Raw genomic sequence first — 18,567 nt, 5'->3', positions numbered from 1 at the left:
AAATTGTAAATTAGTCACCAAACCGATCCAAATGAAAAGCATCAAATCTTTGTTTTTTTTATTAATAAGTTTCTTTCTGATCGCCTGCTGCAAATCTTCTTGTGAAAAAAACACAGAGAATGAGCAGTTGGTACAGCAATATTTCGAATTGTTCAATGCTCACAAATGGAAAGAGCTTTCAGAACTATATATTGAAAATGCAGAATTCAAAGACCCAAGCTTAGGAACTGGAATAGTGAAACAGAGCAGGCAAGATTTTATTAAAAAATATTCTGAACTGAATCAGATTTTCCCAGACCTGAAAGATGAAATAAAACAAATTTACGTTTCCGGAGATAAGAATATGATTGTAGAATTCGTTTCAACTGGAACAGCCCCTGACAATTCAAAATTTGAACTTCCGATTTGTACGATTTTTACCATCAAGAATGGGAAAATAACCAAAGACCTTACTTACTACGATAATTTTGACGAAACCAAATAATGAGCCTTTTTGACGACCAGTTTGAAATCATTGAAAATATTCTGCCTTACGACGGAACAACTTCCTACTATGGAAAAATTTTTTCCGAAGAAGAAGCAAATAATTATTTCAAAAAACTAATGACCGAAATCGAATGGAAAAGTGATGAAGCTGTTATCTTCGGAAAACTAATTGAAACCAAAAGAAAAGTTGCCTGGTATGGGCATGAAGAATTCAGTTATACTTATTCCGGAAGGACAAAAACAGCTTTGCACTGGAACAAAACACTCCTTGAAATCAAAGAAAAAATTGAGAATGTAAGCGGAGAAAGTTTCAATTCCTGCTTACTGAATCTCTATCATGACGGTTCCGAAGGAATGGCCTATCATAGCGATGGCGAAAAGGATCTGAAAGATAATGGTGCCATAAGTTCTGTGAGTTTTGGAGCTGAGAGAAAATTCAACTTCAAGCATAAAACGACAAAAGAATTGATTTCTCTTATTCTTGAACACGGAAGTCTTTTGATGATGAAAGATACCACTCAGAAATTCTGGCTTCACAGATTACCAACGACAACTAGAATCATTAAGCCAAGAATCAGTCTGACTTTCAGAACTATTGATAAATCTAAATAACAGGTTTGTATTTCTTGATAAAAGCAAGGCAAAGCAAGAATCCAAGTCCGGCCAAACCTGCGCCAACCAAAGAAGGATAATTATAGGACAACCCAAACTCCAACGGAAATCCACCAAAAAGTGCCCCTACAGAATTCCCTATATTGAAAGCGGCCTGCATAAAAGCAGCTGCCATCATTTCAGAGTTTTTTGCAGAACGCAGCATCATAATATTCACAGGTGTTCCCACCGACATTGATAATACACCACAAATGAATGTCAAGATCAAGGAAATGGTTTGATTTTCTGAGAAAAAGAAAACACCAAGCAAAGCCAAAATCATTGCGCTTAGAAGTATTGCAGCAGCCAAAGCCGGACGCATCTTATCTGCTAATATTCCGCCAAGAAAATTACCGACAACCATCCCAGCACCTGCCAAAATCATAATATAGGCGATGAAATCTGTTGAGAATTTTGAAACATTCGTCATCAAAGGTGTGATATAACTGAACCAAGCGAACAACCCTCCAAATCCTACAGCCGTAATTGCGATGATATGCCAAGCCTTAGCGGTTTTGAAGAATTCCAGTTCTTTCTTCAAAGTTGTTGTTCGTAAACTGTTCATTGCAGGAAGTAGAAATTTAAGTCCCAGAATTGTAATTGATCCAATAATAGCAACAACCCCGAAAGCATACCTCCAAGTTAATTGATGACCCAACCAGGTAACAAAAGGAACCATGGCCAAATTTGCCAAAGTCAGTCCTGTAAACATCATTGCAATACTTTGCGCTTGTTTCCCGGGTTTCGCCAAACGTGTAGCAACCACAGTTCCTACTCCGAAAAATGCACCGTGAGGAAGTCCTGCCAAGAATCTGATGGCCATCATTGAGTAATAATCATTGGAGAAAGCAGAAAGTGCGTTGAACAATGTGAAAGCGATCATCAAGAAAATAAGGATTTTCTTTGGTGGATATTTGGCTGCGTAACCGATCAAAATAGGAGCACCAACGACAACCCCAAATGCATAAGAAGAAATCAAATGTCCCGCCTGTGGTATTGATATTTTAAGAGATTCTGCCACGTCCGGCAAAAGTCCCATTATCACAAATTCTGTTGTTCCTAACCCCAAGCCGCCCAATGCTAGCGGAAGTATTCTCTTATCCATTTTGCAAAAATCAAGATTTTATCAATTAAATTCAAATTTTAATATTACAAAATCTATAATTGTATCATTGATTTAAACAATAGTTTAAATTTGATTAACATTAAAACAATTCAATTAATCTTCATCAAGCCCGCTCTGATAAAAAGAGAAGCAAATGGAGCTAACTTAAAAATAACAACTGTTATTGTTGGTTAAATTTGATTTGCATTATGTTTTTTCTATTATTTTTGCATTAGTAAAAATCAAAATGCTAAACAGGATTCTCACTTTTCCAATTGTGGTCTTGATAAAATTTTATCAACTTGCTATCTCGCCTTGGCTGGGAAAGAATTGCAGATATGATCCTACCTGTTCACATTATACTTTGGAAGCTTTGAAAGTCCATGGGCTTTTAAAAGGAAGCTGGCTGGCAATGAAAAGAATAGCGAGCTGCCATCCTTGGGGAGGCGAAGGTTATGATCCCGTGCCGCCAAAACAACACTAAAATCAATTATCAATGAACCATATTTTTCTTAGATTTTATCTAATTCTTTTCGCAGGAATTTTCCAACTGTTTTCTTCACAAAATGTTTCCAGTGCGTTTTCAGACGGAACATTGAAGATCAATAACAAGGAAACTGTTGCAGTGAAAATCTTCGCTACCCAAAGAACAGATTCTTTAATTAATCAAGTTTCCAAAAACGTTAATAATGAGTTGATCATTCTAAATGAAGATAATATTACCCCAGAATCTGCAGAACATCTTAGCAGTATCCAGAATATTTTAGAATCTTTCAAGAGTAATAAATTTCAATTTTTGGATAAGGATCTCAAGCCTGTTGATGCGACATTGGAACAGAAAAATATTGAAAATTTCAAATATCTTTTGAAATCGAATACGGTTTTGAAACCAACTGACCAAGTAGAACTGGAAACGAGTTTCAAGATCTGGGATCCAGTAAAAGGAATCAAATTAGGCCCAGTAATGCTTCATTTTTATAGTTTAATGTTCATTTTTGCTTTTGGATTGGGGTATTTTATAATGGCAAAAATCTTCAAGATCGATGGTGTAGATGAGAAATATCTAGAGCCATTTTTCACTTGGACATTGGTAGGAACTATTCTTGGCGCAAGACTGGGACATGTCATTTTCTATCAGCCAGAATTGTTCAAAGAAGATTTCTTAAGTGTTTTCTTACCAATCAGTACAAAAGGCGGTCTGCATTTCACAGGATTTTCCGGTTTGGCAAGTCACGGTGCCGCGATTATGGTGATTGCAACTACTTTATATTACAGTTTGAAAATTATCAAGAAAAATCCACTTTGGGTCTATGACAGAATAGGAATCGTAGTTGCTTCCGGTGGTGCCTTTGTGAGAATGGGAAATTTTTTCAATTCTGAGATCCTAGGAAAACCGGTTGACCCGAATTCTCCTTTCGCCATCCTTTTCCCTCAGCAAAGTTCTGAATATGGCGTAACTATTCCACGTTATCCTACACAGCTTTTTGAAGCATTTGGTTATGTTTGTCTTTTTTTCTTGCTTTGGTTTTTGTATAAAAAAACAGACAAAAAATATCAGCAAGGCTGGTTATTTGGGTTATTCTTCATTATTCTCTGGGCCATCCGTTTCTTTGTAGAATTCCTGAAAGAGCCACAAGGCGACGAGATCATTCATTTTGCAGGACTTAATACAGGTCAGGTTTTGAGTATCCCGTTTATGGTTGCCGGATTAATTATAATGATCTATTCTAAAAAGTTCAAACTTCCGAAAGAAGGAACAACTGTATAAAAATTAAACTCCCAGATTTGGGAGTTTTTTTATTTAAATCTTATTAATTTTCTTCTGCATTCTGAATTGAAAAATAGAGCCTATCAAAAACAGAACAAAAAGTGCCAGCAGCGTCTGTCCAACAATTGGATCTGTAGGAGCTTTTGCTAAAGGATGACCAATTGGAACTCGGGTAAAGGTTTCGTTCACAGTAGGAATTAGTGATAAGAAAAAGCTGAAGGAAAGAAGGAAATTCTCAAAAAAACGCGCCCTTTTGCTTTCCTGTTTTTTATAATATAAAAAGTAAGCTGCCAAAATCAGAAGTACTATGAAAAGTGCGAAGACATGCCCCGGATTGAATCCCCCGTGTTTTGATAATCCCAAAGCTGTCAACGATGTGACGAGTGTAAAATAAAAATAGACTTTCCCTGTAATTTGAGCAAGGTCTATTTTGCCATTTCTTGTAAATCCTATAATTGCTGCAACAATTGCGACAAGACCTATAAATGTGTGAAAAATTCCCAGAATTGATAATCCCATAATCTAATTTTAAAATTGAATGTCACTATTGACATTGCAAAATTGCGATTCAAAAAACAGAATGGCTTTGGAAATAAGGTCAATTATTTGGAAATTCGGGTCAGGCGAAAGTTTGTCGGCGTAATACCATATTTGTGATGAAAGCTTTTGGTGAAATTGGCCAAATCATTGAATCCACAATCAAAAGCGATACTTGTAATACGCTCATTGGATATCGACAGTAACTCGGCCGCCCTTTCTAACCTCTTATTTTTGATATAATTGGCTGGAGAATCTTTATATATTTTTTTAAATTCCCGCTTAAAGGAAGAAAGACTCAAATTGGCCTTGTTTGCCAATTCCTCGATTCCAATTTGTGAAAACAAATTAGCCTCTATGATTTGTTTGAAGAAATAGGTAATCGGTGAGAAAAGTTGGGATAATATGACTTGTACGGTTTCGGCATTTTGTGTTTGGGATAGCAAAAGGATGATCTCTTTTAGTTTTAAGATCAAAATCTCATCATTTACCAAAGAGGGATTATCAAAATAAAACAACAGTCCCTCGATATATTTTTGAATCAAAAAATCATTATTTATTTTTTCGCTTGATTGATTGCTTACTTTATTATTTGATTGAAATATGGGCGGAAGCTCCTTGTCATAAATTCTTTTCAAAATATCCGGATGAAAAGTAACGATCACAATTTCACCTTTTTCAATAGATCTTGTTTCGTGGATCTCTTTTCCGGAGTTTATACAGTTCAGCAACAAAGAATGCTTCGTAGGAATATCAACATGATGGTCATTCGATTGATATTGCATTTCCCCTTCCAACATATACAAAAAACAAGCTTGCTCCGCAACCGGGAAAGTAAAATCAAAAGGCGGTAGCAGTACTACCTTTTGGATAAATTGTTTTCCGAACAAGTCAATTTTTTTATAATCGATGACCATCTGTATTAAAAATTATAATAATGATACTTCACCAATGAATTCTTCCACAACCTCATCAGAAGTGGCCCAGGATGTGATCAGTCGGATTGCAGAATTCTCTTCATCGATCTTTTTCCATATATAGAAATCAAAGTTTTCTGACAGTTTTTCGATTTGCGAATTATTCAAGATCGGGAAGATCTGGTTGGTAAATGTATCAGACAGAAACTGAAAGCCTTTGTTCTGAAAAGCAGATTTGATCTTCATTGCCTGAACGTTGGAATGCTTTGCTAAATCGAAATAGAGATCATTCTTCATCAATTCCAGAAACTGAATGCCCAACAATCTTCCTTTTGCCAACATTGCACCTTTTTGCTTGATATGAAATCCGAATTCTTCTTTCAGTTTATCATTGGTTATGATAATGGCTTCTCCCAACAAAGCGCCATTTTTTGTTCCTCCCAAATAAAAAACGTCGGTTAAGCTGGCAATATCTTCCAATGTCAAGTCATTGATCTCAGAAGTCAAAGCTTGTCCCAATCTTGCTCCATCCATAAAAAGATATAGATCATTGGCTTTGCAAAATGCGGACAATTCCTGTAATTCTTTCTTAATATAAATCGTTCCGACTTCTGTAGAGTTAGAAACATAAACGAGTTTTTGTTTGACCTGATGAGGCTTATTCGTATGCGTATCTAAAACCGATTGAATATGTTCCGGTGTTAGTTTTCCGTCTTCCGTAACAAGTCCGTGAACCTTGTGTCCAGTTGCTTCTATCGCTCCGGTTTCATTGGTGAAAATATGTCCGGTTTCTGCAGAGACAACACTCTCGTGAGGACGAAGAATTGAAGAAATAACTAAAAGATTAGCCTGAGTTCCGCCACTTATAAAATGAATATCAGCATTTTGATGATTCATTTTTTGTTTGATCAATTCTCTGGCTTGATCGGAATATTCGTCATAACCGTAACCGTTTTGCTGAACAAGATTTGTTTTGATCAATGCTTCTAAAATATTGGGATGACAACCTTCCGAATAATCGTTCTTGAAAGAATATTTCTTCATTATTTCTACTTCTTTTTTAAAGAATCAAAGTTATTGAATTATCGATCAAGATAAAATTAAACACAAGATTAAATTGTTAGATTCAAGTTTAGTATTATCTAACTTTTTATTAATTTTGACATATGAATTCTTTAACTGAGGAAAATTATCTAAAAGCTCTTTATCATCTTGTGAATGAGAATGATGAAGTTTCCGTGAATGATCTGAGCCGTCAACTCAATATCAAGATGCCGTCTGTAAACAGTATGGTCAAGAAGTTTGCAGATAAAAATTGGGTAAAATATGAATCTTATAAGCCAATCAAACTTACGGAATCCGGAAAAAAAGAAGCATCACTTATTGTAAGGAAACACCGATTAACAGAAATGTTTTTGGTAGAAAAAATGGGATTCGGTTGGGAAAATGTCCACGAGATCGCAGAACAATTGGAACACATCCATTCCGATGTTTTTTTTGACAAAATGGACGAAATCCTGAATTACCCAAAAGTGGACCCACACGGCGAACCAATCCCGGACAAAGATGGGAATGTTATCCAACCTGAACTTAAAAAACTCAGTAAATGCAAAGAGAATGAAACAGTTGAATTAGCTTCCGTAACAACTTCTTCTGAAGAATTCCTGAATTTTCTCAACAAAAGAAATCTTAGTCTAGGAACTATTATCAAGGTTTTACAAAAAGAAGATTTTGACCAATCGATGAAAGTTTTTTATAACAATCAGGAAGAGAATTTTAGTAAGACGGTTTGTGATAGATTGCTTGTAAAATAAAAAAAGAGACTTAAAATTTTAAGTCTCTTTCATTTATACTTAGTTGAACATATCTTTTACTTTGTCAAAGAATGTCTTTTCTTTCCCGGTTGGTTCGGCGTTCATATCACCGTTTTCCATTTGGCTTTTGAAAAATTCTTTTTGTTCTTTCGTCAGCTTTTGAGGTGTCCATACATTGATGTGAACAAACATATCGCCTTTTCCGCCATAACCTTCGATGTTTGGAAGACCTTTTCCGGCCAATCTCAGGATTTTCCCGGATTGCGTTCCTTCATCCACTTTGATCTTCACCTTTCCACCAACTACGTTAATTTCCTTAGTTGTTCCCAAAGCCGCTTCTGCAAAAGATATATATAATTCCTGATGAAGATTGTCGCCTTCACGCTTGATAGTCTTATCCGCCTCTTCCTCAACCACCACAAGCAGATCGCCTGGCGTTCCACCAAGTGGCGCATCGTTTCCTTTTCCTCTTACATTCAGTTGGATCCCGTCTCTAGCTCCAGCAGGTATGTTGATGGTTATTTCTTCCTCTTCTTTGATAAGACCTTGAGCATTAGCTCCGGACGGAATTTTATCTGCAACTTTACCAACACCCTGGCAAGTTCCACAAGTCGTCTGCGTCTGCATCTGGCCGAACATGGTATTCATGACCTTGACCTGAACACCACTACCGTGACAAGTTGGGCAAGTCTTTGAGGTCACACCTGCAGCCAACTTCATTTTCTTGACTTTAACAGTTTTTTGAGTTCCGTTGATCATCTCTTCGAGATTCAGTTTGATACGGATTCTCAGATTAGAACCACGAGATTGCTGTTGTCTTTGGCCACCTCCGCCACCAAATCCACCTCCGAAGATATCGCCGAACTGGCTGAAGATATCCTCCATATTCATTCCGCCACCAAATCCGCCGAAACCTCCGCCTCCGGCTGCACCGCCTACACCAGCGTGCCCGTATTGGTCATATCTCGCTTTTTTGTTATCATCACTCAGAACTTCATAGGCTTCTGCGGCTTCTTTAAATTTCTCCTCAGCTTCTTTATCACCTGGGTTTTTGTCCGGGTGATATTTGATAGCCATTTTTCTGTAGGCTTTCTTTATTTCGTCAGCGCTTGCTGATTTGGATATTTCTAAAACTTCGTAATAATCTCGCTTACTCATAATTGATGATTGATATATCTTGATTGACCCGCAATCTATTATCTAATATCTTTTCTAAATTTCTAAATTAATTTCCGGTCACAACTTTAGCAAATCTGATCACTTTGTCATGAAGCTGATATCCTGTTTCTATCACATCTACGATTTTCCCTTTCAGTTCCGGTGTAGGTGAAGGAATCTGCGTGATAGCTTCGTGGAAATCTACATTGAAAACATCTCCAGCATTCACTTCGATTGGTTTAAGACCTTTCTCAACCAATTTATTTCTGAATTTTTGATAGATCAATTCAACGCCTTTCAAATCATCCTCATTACCATTTTTGGAGATTTCTTTAATTGCTCTCTCGAAGTCATCCAAAACACCTAACATAGATGTCATAAGATCTTTTGATGCATAAAGATAGAACTCATTCTTTTCTTTCAAAGTTCTTTTCTTATAGTTTTCAAATTCTGCATAAAGACGGATATATCTGTCTTTTTCTTCTGCCAAAAGTTCTTCTGGAGTCGGCTGTTGTGACACATTTTCCTGATTTTCTGTTTCTGTCGTTTCAGGTTGTTGTGTTTCGGTATTCAGGTTTTCTTCGTGTATATCTTTGTTTTCGTCCATTATCTAATATTTTACAGGATAGTTTTTTCAATTCCTTTGCCAATTCTGCTTTTTTGACAATTAGGCAGAGTTTGGGTTGGAGATTGACTGAATTTGAGAGATATGGTTTTTATTTGAAGTCTGTATTCTCGAGTGAGAAAGAAGATCATCCAGAGCAATAAGATAATTATTTTGAATTACTATCATTTTTTGTAATCTGGTCTAATGTTTTAAGGATATTCGGGATTCTAAAACCGCCATACATATCAAGTATCTTTTGGCTGACAATAGATAAATCTATCCCAATCGCAGAAATATACAAAGGATTATTACTTTTGCCCCTTTTTATTTCTGTTATGGTTTCATTATTATAGAATGTAGTTTTCGCAACACCGATAATCGGGGTCTTATTTTCTAAAACTTCATAGAGCCTACCTCCAAGTCCATAATTACGATCATTATCCACATAAATATGACCATCCACAATAATAGCTTCAAGTTGACCAATATCCAATTTCTCTATGATTTTCATTAGACAGGGCAACTCTCTTTTGTAGAATTGACCGGGAATATACTCTTCAACATCATCAATATATTCTATTATGACATCCTGTGGAACTGCATCTTCCCAATGAAATAATACACCAACCACTTTCGCTTCTTCTTCTCGGTAGTGTACGTCTAAAGCTAATAGCATTAATAGTTTTTTACATGTTAAATCACTTTGCTTTCCCTACAATAGAATTTCGGAAAGCTATATCATCTAAAACCCATTTCATCATCTTATCTTCTTCGCAGCCAGACAGATCGCCAAAGTTGGGCTCCACCTCTATATTAGGCATCACACCTCTATTATTATTATCGAATTCGATATTCGGGCGGATAAGGAAAAGCCCTATGGGAAGAGCAAGTTTGGAATGGGGCAAGGTTACAGTATTGTTCACTCCAGCTACAGTTCCATCATTCGCGCCGCCTGTTTCTTCACCGATGATCAGTGCTCTTTTTTCATACTTCAACTTGGCAGAAATGATGGACGATGCCGAGAAACTTCCACCATTGACCAAAACGTAGATCTTGCCTCGGAATGCATCTTTTTTAGGTTTCGTAGGCTTGGATGCGAATTCACGGAAGTAATACCGACCTTCTTTTTTGGAAGACAAAAGGTAGTTCCCTGCCAGGAAAAACGGATAACCTACCGCACTGAAAATGGAAGAAAGCACATTCTGTCCTCGAAAATAATTCTGATGAAGACCTGATGTCCTGGAGGTCATCTCGGGGGATTTGATCAGTGTAAATTCTTTATCTGTAAGGTAGGAGTACAAGGTATTGATCTCAGAAAGCGACCCGCCCAGATTATCCCGAATATCCAAGATCAGATAATCTGACTTCGCATCCTTGATCTCCGCAAAAGTCTCTTTATAGAATTTCTTAGCAAGTGTTGCCGAAAAGGTTTTCACTTTGATATATGCTATGCTGCTATCTGTCTTTAGGAATTTTAGATCTCTGTTGTAGGTCTTTGAGCTGGCATCATAATCCTGCACTTTTTGGACAGTGGTTATTTTCGGTTTTACCTTATCTATATCTACTTGCTGATCTGTTTTCTTTTGTCTTTTAATAAAAACATCAGAAATGACATTATCGTATCTCGTCTGCAAGTTAACGCTGTCCAGATAACCTTTTTCCAAGGTGTAATAATTGAAAAAAGAAAGATTCATAAAATACTTTTGAAAGGTCTGGTTCTTCCCGTCCGAGCTATAAAGCTTTCTGTATTTCCTGATCAGGTCAGATACATTTTCATCATTGATCTTCAGGATTTCTGTCCCTACTTTGATATTCTTAACATTTTCCCTATTCTCTTTCACAAACATCTTGTCACCAACAACCTGGTAATCCATCAATGCAAATAATGGCCTTTTGGTCTTGAACGCCTTTTGCTCTGCTTTGGTATATTTCCTGGGAATAGCTTTCAGCCTAAGATGCCCCTCATTGATGCTTGCAATGACCGGAGAGAACTGAAAATAAAACTCATTGGGCGTCAATGGTTTTGTGAAACTCGTTTTCAAACTGTCAAACTTATGGTCCAGATCAGTCTTTGATATATACCAGTAAAGCTCCGGATGGAATCTCTTAAGTTTATCATAAGTAAAATCGACATCTCTCTTAAGTTGTGACACAGGTATCTTTTTTTCTAAAAACAGATTATTCTTCTTGACAGATTGACAAGACATTAGAATGATAAATAGAAACAGATATTGAGCCTTTCTCATAATTAATAAAATTAAATTTAAGGTTTTTACATTATAAAGAGACGGACGTACTCCAACTTTAACATATTCTAACATAAAGTGGTTTTGATTTTGTTATTGAGACATAAATCGAAAAAATTATGAAACATACAATTGTAGCTGCGTCTGTATTTCTGTTGTCTCAGTTGTCATTCGCCCAAACCAAAGATGTAGGTGCTTTTACCTCGTTGAAGGTATTTGATAAAATACCTGTAGAGCTAGTTTCCTCCTCTTCTTACAAAGCGGAACTAAGTGGCTCCAAATCAGATGATATAGAATTTGTAAACTCCGGAAACGAGCTGAAGGTAAGAATGAAAACACTGAAACTTCTGCAAGGTGACGATGTAAAAGTGGTTCTATATTATAAAAACATCAACAATATCCAGGCAAGCCAAGGAGCTGTTATTAATTCTAACGATGCTTTGAAAGCCTCTAAACTCCAGGTAACCTCTAATGAAGGTTCACAGATCAATCTGAATGTAGATGCAAGTGTAGTTGAAGGAAAAGTCAATACCGGAGGTTCATTGAAACTATCTGGTGAAGCAGATTCCCAATCTGTAGTTGTAAATACGGGTGGACAATATGACGGACAAAACCTGAAAACAAATATCACAAGTATCACAACCAACGCAGGCGGTCAAGCTTCTGTTTATGCCTCCGAATCTGTTACAGCCACAACCAGGGCCGGCGGCGTGATTGATGTTTATGGAGATCCAAAAACCAAAAACGATAAAAAAGTGGTTGGGGGAAAAATCAATTACAAATAATTGTCTCTAATAAAAAGTTAAAATAAAAACTCCCAAAATTGGGAGTTTTTATTTTTTTCTGCTAGATGATTGTCTAATATGGAGCGTTGGTGAAAGCACCAGTTTCTTCTCGATGCTGATCCCTGATGAGTTATCTTTTATCCTTTCCAGAAAAACATTTCCGGCTATCTTCCCCATCACAACCGGCGTTTGGTCCACAGAACTGATTGACAATTCCATAAATTGGGTAAATGGCTCATTACTAAAACCGATCACACCAATATCTTCAGGAATCTTAACCTTAAGATTCTTAAATTCCTTACAAGCTCCAAGCGCCGTAAAATCTGAAGCAGAGAAAATAGCATCAGGTTTTATCTTACGTTTCCAGAGGTTTTTCACTGCACTTATTCCTTCTTCAATGGAACTTCCTGTATTAATGATATTTTCTTTGACGACAGGTAGGTCATTAGCTTTAAGCGCATCGATATAACCATTAAGACGGTTCTGATAGATCTCCAGATTCTGATCTCCCGAAAAATGACAAATATTTTTATAACCTTGATTTATAAGATGTTCCGTCGCCATAAAAGCACCCTTGTGGTCATCAATCGTAATTGTACTGATTCCCGGAATATCTTTCTTTCTATCGAAGAATATGATCGGTGTGTTTGTAGTTGCCAGAATTTTCTTGATATACTCCATATCAGAAGTATTTCTGGAAATTGAAATAAAAATACCGTCAACTTGCGTATTCAGCAAAGTATTGAGCTGTTTCTTTTCTATCGCAGCATCTTCATGACTTTGGCATATGATCACATGATACCCGTGTGGAGACAGTTCTTCTTCCAAACCTCTGATGACAGATGAGAAGAAATTGGTATTAATGTAAGGAACAATGACACCTACGGTTTTTGTCTCACCACTTTTGAGCGCTTTTGCAAGATTATTCTGTTTATAATTCATTTCCCTGGCAGCAGCCATTACCAGCTCTTTGGTTTCCTGACTGATTCTTGGATGATTGTTTAGCGCTCTGGAAACAGTCGCCACACTCACATTCAGTTTTTTGGAAATGTCATATATCGTCGTGTTTTTTTTCGTCATATATCCTTTGATGAATATTTGGTCGTTGTAAATATATAAATAATACCTGTCACAACTGCTTTTGGAATCAAAATCTTTTGATATCTTTTTTTCAGTGTCCGCATTTCATATTTTCTATAAAAAAGCCGCTTCACCGAAATGAAAACGGCTCCTGTATTATGAAAATTTAAATCGTTCTAGTTTTTGATCAGTTTTCCGTTTGTCTGCTCAGTGTCATTTTTCAAAGTATAGAAATAAACACCTGATTTCAAATCAGTTGTAGGAATCACTAATTCTTTCTGTCCTGATTTTTCATTCGATTTCTTGATGTTTTTCACAATTCTTCCATTGACATCGTAGATCATAACTGTAATATCCGAATTCGATTTCAAATCATAAGCAATCGTCACTTGGTCAGAGAAAGGATTTGGGTAAACCAAGGTTTTGTTTCCTTTGATATTGTTTACCGCTAAAGTCTCAAAATCGATATTAATAGAAGATTCCGGCATCCAATCGAATAAAAATGACGGGTCTGTATCTTTTTTGAAAACATTTGAAATCGTATAAGGCAAAGATTCCGCTTGCGACAAGACCACTCCTCCATTCGCTCTCTGAGCCAATCTCTCTGGCGTTGCTCCGTCCCCCGTATTTCCGTATTCTACAAAAGTCACAGGAATCACTCCATTGATCGGTGTTGTCCAACCCGTTGGATTGAGCATAGAAGGCGTTTCACATCTGATGAAAGCAGATTTTGGTGTATTCTGCCAAGCTCTTCCAAAATGGAAATTACTGATCGTTGCACCGTTAAAGTCAGCTGTTCCAGCGGCAGGAACTGTCAAATTACAATCCAGGAAAACAAACCCGAATTTCGTCGTCGATTCTGTTGATGGCGCTGTTACAACACTATTATTACGATTGATATAGGTTGTACAATGGTCGAAAACCACAGTCTGTCTTCCGAAAATGAAATCCACATTACCTTCTATATAAGAGTTTTTGAAATAGGCCCTACCAATACTGTTTCCTAAATACGTATCCTGATAACCTAGGACCCTGCAATCGTAGAAAGCCTGGCGGTCACCTTGCGTTTTAAGCGCAACAGCTTGTGTCTGGGAATTGACCTGTGTATTAGCTGTTGAGTTCACAAAAGTATTGGCAATGGTAATTTTTGAAGCTGTAAAATCACTTCCGAAAATCGCCATTGTCTGCGAAAGCGATGTTCCGTAGGCCAAACCTGTATCGGGATTGATGTCGCCTGCAGAGATATTATTGGTAATAATTGTTGTGGCAGCATCATCCCCAATTAAGAATACGTTTGATTTTGCAGCCAAAAGTGTCGGCCTTTCTGTATAAGTTCCTGGTTTGATATGAATGATCCATCTGCCCGTATAATTATCCGGAACTGCATCAAAAGCCGCCTGAACCGTTGTATAATCCCCCGACCCATCTTTGGCAATAGTTCTGATGACGTCTGGGTCAGTTGCTTTTGTTGTAACCGTTGCTGTACTGCCGTAAGATGTTCCTGCTGAATTGGTCGCAAATGTTCTTACATAATAAAGAGTTGAAGGACTAACACCATAAACGTAAGAAGAAAAAGTCCCCAAGCCAGAACCTGTCGATACTTTGGTTGCATTATCCAGGCTTGGCGCTGTTTCCGTTTTTGACCAGACAATGCCTCTGTCTGTAACATCTGCTCCGCCCCAATCAGTAACATTCCCCGAAACCACAAAAGATTTGTTGGTAACCTGGGATTGCGACGTTGTTGTAACTGCTGGCGCAACAATACTTGCCAAAGTCGTAAAACTTACCTGAGAACCGTAGGATGTTCCTGCTGAATTGGTTGCATAAGCTCGAACGTAATATGTCGTATTTGGCAATAAACTGGTTAAAGAACTTATATAAGGGCCGGAAGTTGCATTCTCGGTAGTTTTCAAATCTGCAATTGTTGGATTCTGATTCGTGCTCCAAACCACTCCACTTTCCGATATTGCTCCACCACCGTTGCTGGAAATAGTTCCGCCGGTTTTAGCTGTTGTTGTTGAGATAGATGAAACTGCAGTAGTAGAAACCGTTGCCGGATTGGCAACATCACCTTCCATAATTCCGGAGATCTTCACATTCCTAAGTGCAAATTGTTTTCCGGTAGTAGCAGATGCCAGATAAGGATAAAATCTGAGGTAGAATTTCTGGCTTCCCGAAATCACTACAGAGGTTGCAAGCGTCACATCCAATGTTTGTGCTTTGCCGCTCGGCGTTAACTGCGTCGCACTTTTGATCTGGACCCTGTCTGAGAAATCTGCATTCAAACTGTAAAATGCCTGATAATACATATTACTTGTTCCAGCACCTCCCACCAAAGCTTCTACTCTGTTAATCGTAAAGGTTCCGCCATTAGTTGCATTGACATCAAACTGTACGTATTTGGTTTCATCGATGACAGTTGTACTTCCTGTTCCAGTCCAGCTATTGCTGGTTCCACTATATTGATAGAAATCGATATTGCTATCAACTATTCCGTCGCCGGTGAAATCAACTTTTGAGTTGACTTCGGTTTTCAATACAGCTGTTGGATAGACCAGACCAGACTCCAGATTACCCTCCAAAGATTTGGTCGTAACATCAGCAATCAATGGCCAATTAACAGAAGCCGGCGTTGCTTCAAAAGGTTTTGAATATTTTTTTGAGAATTCATTTGTCTTTTTGATCTCATTGGTTGATGAAAAGGACGTTACTGGATTCCCATTCGATGAATCTGAAAAAAAAGAAATTCCTTTTCCGATTCCGAAAATCATCACGGCACTGCAAAGTGCGATTGGTAAAATTAGATTTTTTTTCATTAGTAAGTTATTAATTAGTAGTCAGTGAAATAGTTCTATTTGATGATCACTTTTTGAACATAAGAACCATCATCGGTCTTAACTTCAAAAAGCTTCACACCTTTGCCTAGTTTTTTTATTGGAATAGAATTAATGGTATTATTACCCTTCGTTAAAGCTCCTTTGTAAATCACACCTTCCGACTTGCCTGAAAGATCAGTGACGTTAATTGTTACAGGTTTGTTATCAGAATCAGAAAAGACTTTGAAAGAAATATTCTCAGAAGCTGGATTTGGAAAAAAAGAAGCATTAGAAATACTTTTTGAAACTGCTTCGTTAGTTCCTAAAAAAAAACAGTCCGTGGATTGTAAAAGTACAGCTCCCGCCCCTGACATTACAGTTTGTTTCACATCCTGAGAAGCAATTTTAGTTAATGAATAAGGTGGTGTAAATGCCGTTCCGGAACCAACCGCCGTCCCGGTCGTCCCAACAAATGTATTATCAACGGATTGAGCCGCTGTGAAATTCCCGGTTTCTAACCTGATCGGGTTTTTCACACCATCGAAATAATTGCCCTCAATCAACAAATCTGCTTTGTAACCCGCATAGATGCAGTAATTGCTGACAGAGCTATTGAAGTAATTGTTTACCAAATGCACTTTTCCATACCTCACTCTCGGCATTCTTTCTCTCACGCCGTTTGCCCACCAGCAATATTGCATCGTGACCCTCAGCTTTCCATCGTCCTGTGTATCACTGTCAGATGACCCGAAAAGGTTTGAGAATCTATGATCGTTGCTTCCTCCGGAGCCTCCTGCAATTGGCGGTTTCAGATATTCGAATTTTGTCCACGTTATCGATATCAGATCAGAAGCATTTTTGATATCAAGATTGCCATCCAATGCATCCTGAAAAGTGCAATGGTCTACCCAGACATTGGTGCAATTATCTATCGTCATATTATCGTTACCATCTACATCATAGGCACCAGGCCCTTCAAATGTGATGTTTTTGATAAGAATATTAGAACTGTTTTTCAAGGTTAAAATCCCTGAGCCCCCGGCTGTAAGATCAGTTGATATCAATCTAGCCCCGGCCAATCCTATAATAGATTTGTTCGTTTGATTATTAAGCGTCAATCTTCCCGTACTAGGAAAAGTAATTTGTCCGGAAACATGGATCACCTTTACCGATGTGCTATTGACAGCTGTTCTTAGTTCAGCATACGTTGTAACAACAGTTGGCGTAGCTGTTCCGCCTCCTGTAACGCCATTGGTTGAAGCCCATCCGGAAACAGGACATTGTGCTTTGATCTCAAGGCTTGTAACAATAGCCAAGAAAGCTAATAAAAGTATTTTTTTCATTACGTCGTAATCATAAGTTGTGTTGAAAATTTATATTAGAAGAATCATTAAATAAAACATAACAAATTGATCAATAGATAGATAAATATTATGTTAAATTTTTAAATTGGGTAAAAAAAAGGCTTAATGAAAGCAAGTTTCATCAAACCTTGATTAATGAAAAATTTATTATCTATAAATTTTATTGATATTAGATTCCTCTTTCGATTCTCGAATTATTTAATTAAAACCTTTGTAGATTTCACACCCGCATCAGATTTCAGGTTTACGAAATAAACACCTTTGTTATTGATTTCAAAGTTTGTATCTACAGAAGAGCTTGCTGATTTAACCAAAGACCCATTAGCATTAAAAACACTGATTTGAGTATTTTTTGATTCCAGATTAGAAACATAAACTTTGTTCCCGCTAGAGAAAATGTTCGCTTTCATTTCTTTTTTAACATCACTTACGCCAAGAACTGTTGTTCCTACATTGGTTGCTCTGATTTTATAAATATTGATGGCCTGATCACCATAGATATATAGATCTGTAGCACCACCAACATACTGATAATCTAGCACCAAAGGATCTGTAGAGTTTGAAGCAGTTTTAGAAGTAAAAACTGTAGATCCGTTTCCAAGATATAAAGTTCGGTCTCCGCCACCACCATTTTTATACCAGATTTTTACTGCGGAATTACCCGTAACTTTGAAAACAATGTATCTTTTTGTTGGTACAGCATTACTCATACCTGTATCAAAACCACCACCACCAAACTTGAAACGTTTTGTGGCATTAAATCCTTCCGCATCAGGATTACTTGCAAAGTTTGCAGTATTACCTTCCACTACACCAAAGGTTGTAACGTTTTCACCTGGTACCAGCCCAAGATTATTCTTAACAACTGGTGCCGTTACAGCTGCTATATTATCCCATGTTCCGAAATCCCAATTGGTTTGTGCTTTAAAATCGCTCACAGCCGCAACAACAGAAAAAGCTAAAAGAAGTAATGTTTTTTTCATGATAAAGTAATTTATTAATTGTTTGTTTAAATTTTAATGCAATCGATTACACAATTTTGTGTAACTATTCCATGGTTCTAATATAAAATTATTATTTAATTCCAAGATATTTTTTTTTAATTTAATGTTAATTTATTTTATTATTAATAAAATATCCTTTATTAATAATGGTTTATAAAATATTAAATTATTGATTTTCGAAATAAATCAAGTGATGAAAATCAATTTTAGAAAAAAAAATCAATGCAAT

General features: G+C 37.0%; 18 protein-coding genes. 6 read left to right on the top strand and 12 right to left on the bottom strand.

The features are described from left to right. Positions 1-31 precede the first annotated feature (31 nt). On the top strand, positions 32-484 hold the full coding sequence (locus BLT30_RS15700; protein WP_089874521.1) for a nuclear transport factor 2 family protein: 453 nt from the start codon (positions 32-34) through the stop codon (positions 482-484). Then, on the top strand, positions 484-1,098 hold the full coding sequence (locus BLT30_RS15695) for an alpha-ketoglutarate-dependent dioxygenase AlkB family protein (protein WP_089874520.1): 615 nt from the start codon (positions 484-486) through the stop codon (positions 1,096-1,098). The genes BLT30_RS15700 and BLT30_RS15695 overlap by 1 nt, the downstream gene beginning before the upstream one ends. Here the strand turns inward: BLT30_RS15695 and BLT30_RS15690 are convergent. Continuing rightward, positions 1,091-2,242, bottom strand: a complete 1,152-nt coding sequence (locus BLT30_RS15690; RefSeq protein WP_089874519.1) for an MFS transporter — start codon at positions 2,240-2,242, stop codon at positions 1,091-1,093. The two genes, BLT30_RS15695 and BLT30_RS15690, sit on opposite strands and share 8 nt — an antisense overlap. A 247-nt stretch (positions 2,243-2,489) precedes the next feature. Here BLT30_RS15690 and yidD point away from each other — a divergent pair, with 247 nt between their 5' ends. After that, positions 2,490-2,726, top strand: a complete 237-nt coding sequence (yidD, locus tag BLT30_RS15685; protein WP_089874518.1) for a membrane protein insertion efficiency factor YidD — start codon at positions 2,490-2,492, stop codon at positions 2,724-2,726. A gap of 423 nt (positions 2,727-3,149) precedes the next feature. Next, positions 3,150-4,010, top strand: coding sequence for a prolipoprotein diacylglyceryl transferase (gene lgt / locus BLT30_RS18385; protein WP_394332211.1), 861 nt, complete (start codon positions 3,150-3,152; stop codon positions 4,008-4,010). A gap of 33 nt (positions 4,011-4,043) precedes the next feature. On the opposite strand, the gene BLT30_RS15675 is transcribed toward lgt, so the two are convergent. The 3 genes from BLT30_RS15675 to BLT30_RS15665 form a co-directional block, all read right to left on the bottom strand. Beyond that, entirely contained in the window at positions 4,044-4,529 is a 486-nt protein-coding gene (locus BLT30_RS15675) for a hypothetical protein (protein ID WP_089874516.1), read from the bottom strand. Positions 4,530-4,612: 83 nt separating this feature from the next. After that, positions 4,613-5,464: a helix-turn-helix domain-containing protein gene (locus BLT30_RS15670; protein ID WP_089874515.1), complete on the bottom strand. Its 852-nt coding sequence runs from the start codon at positions 5,462-5,464 to the stop codon at positions 4,613-4,615. A 12-nt stretch (positions 5,465-5,476) separates the two neighbouring features. Continuing rightward, positions 5,477-6,508 (bottom strand): threonine aldolase family protein, encoded by a 1,032-nt coding sequence (locus tag BLT30_RS15665; RefSeq protein WP_089874514.1) that lies wholly within the window; start codon positions 6,506-6,508, stop codon positions 5,477-5,479. 122 nt (positions 6,509-6,630) lie between these two features. Between BLT30_RS15665 and BLT30_RS15660 the strand changes: the two genes are divergently transcribed. Next, positions 6,631-7,278 (top strand): metal-dependent transcriptional regulator, encoded by a 648-nt coding sequence (locus BLT30_RS15660; RefSeq protein WP_089874513.1) that lies wholly within the window; start codon positions 6,631-6,633, stop codon positions 7,276-7,278. 39 nt (positions 7,279-7,317) lie between these two features. Here BLT30_RS15660 and dnaJ read toward each other — a convergent pair whose 3' ends face one another. The 4 genes from dnaJ to BLT30_RS15640 form a co-directional block, all read right to left on the bottom strand. After that, the gene (gene dnaJ, locus BLT30_RS15655; RefSeq protein WP_089874512.1) at positions 7,318-8,436 is read right to left on the bottom strand and encodes a molecular chaperone DnaJ; all 1,119 of its coding nucleotides are present in this window, start codon (positions 8,434-8,436) and stop codon (positions 7,318-7,320) included. A 67-nt stretch (positions 8,437-8,503) separates the two neighbouring features. After that, the gene (locus BLT30_RS15650; protein WP_089874511.1) at positions 8,504-9,043 is read right to left on the bottom strand and encodes a nucleotide exchange factor GrpE; all 540 of its coding nucleotides are present in this window, start codon (positions 9,041-9,043) and stop codon (positions 8,504-8,506) included. A 166-nt stretch (positions 9,044-9,209) separates the two neighbouring features. Then, complete coding sequence (locus tag BLT30_RS15645; protein ID WP_089874510.1) at positions 9,210-9,719, bottom strand: endonuclease V; 510 nt, start codon at positions 9,717-9,719, stop codon at positions 9,210-9,212. Positions 9,720-9,741: 22 nt separating this feature from the next. Continuing rightward, the gene (locus BLT30_RS15640) at positions 9,742-11,196 is read right to left on the bottom strand and encodes a S41 family peptidase (protein ID WP_175487215.1); all 1,455 of its coding nucleotides are present in this window, start codon (positions 11,194-11,196) and stop codon (positions 9,742-9,744) included. A 212-nt stretch (positions 11,197-11,408) separates the two neighbouring features. Here BLT30_RS15640 and BLT30_RS15635 point away from each other — a divergent pair, with 212 nt between their 5' ends. Next, the gene (locus BLT30_RS15635; RefSeq protein WP_089874508.1) at positions 11,409-12,074 is read left to right on the top strand and encodes a head GIN domain-containing protein; all 666 of its coding nucleotides are present in this window, start codon (positions 11,409-11,411) and stop codon (positions 12,072-12,074) included. 48 nt (positions 12,075-12,122) lie between these two features. On the opposite strand, the gene BLT30_RS15630 is transcribed toward BLT30_RS15635, so the two are convergent. The 4 genes from BLT30_RS15630 to BLT30_RS15615 form a co-directional block, all read right to left on the bottom strand. After that, positions 12,123-13,154 carry a LacI family DNA-binding transcriptional regulator gene (locus BLT30_RS15630; protein ID WP_089874507.1) on the bottom strand — a complete coding sequence of 344 codons (1,032 nt, stop codon included), beginning with the start codon at positions 13,152-13,154 and terminating at the stop codon, positions 12,123-12,125. A gap of 176 nt (positions 13,155-13,330) precedes the next feature. Continuing rightward, positions 13,331-15,970, bottom strand: a complete 2,640-nt coding sequence (locus tag BLT30_RS15625) for a pectinesterase family protein (RefSeq protein WP_089874506.1) — start codon at positions 15,968-15,970, stop codon at positions 13,331-13,333. Positions 15,971-16,005: 35 nt separating this feature from the next. Continuing rightward, positions 16,006-17,313: a pectate lyase family protein gene (locus BLT30_RS15620; protein WP_089874505.1), complete on the bottom strand. Its 1,308-nt coding sequence runs from the start codon at positions 17,311-17,313 to the stop codon at positions 16,006-16,008. A 215-nt stretch (positions 17,314-17,528) separates the two neighbouring features. Beyond that, entirely contained in the window at positions 17,529-18,317 is a 789-nt protein-coding gene (locus tag BLT30_RS15615; RefSeq protein ID WP_089874504.1) for a T9SS type A sorting domain-containing protein, read from the bottom strand. Positions 18,318-18,567: the final 250 nt, after the last annotated feature.

It is taken from the genome of Epilithonimonas hungarica (assembly GCF_900102265.1).
GTDB lineage: Bacteria > Bacteroidota > Bacteroidia > Flavobacteriales > Weeksellaceae > Epilithonimonas > Epilithonimonas hungarica.
Note: the sequence above shows the minus strand (reverse complement) of the source record. Positions and strands in the feature narration are given on the sequence as shown.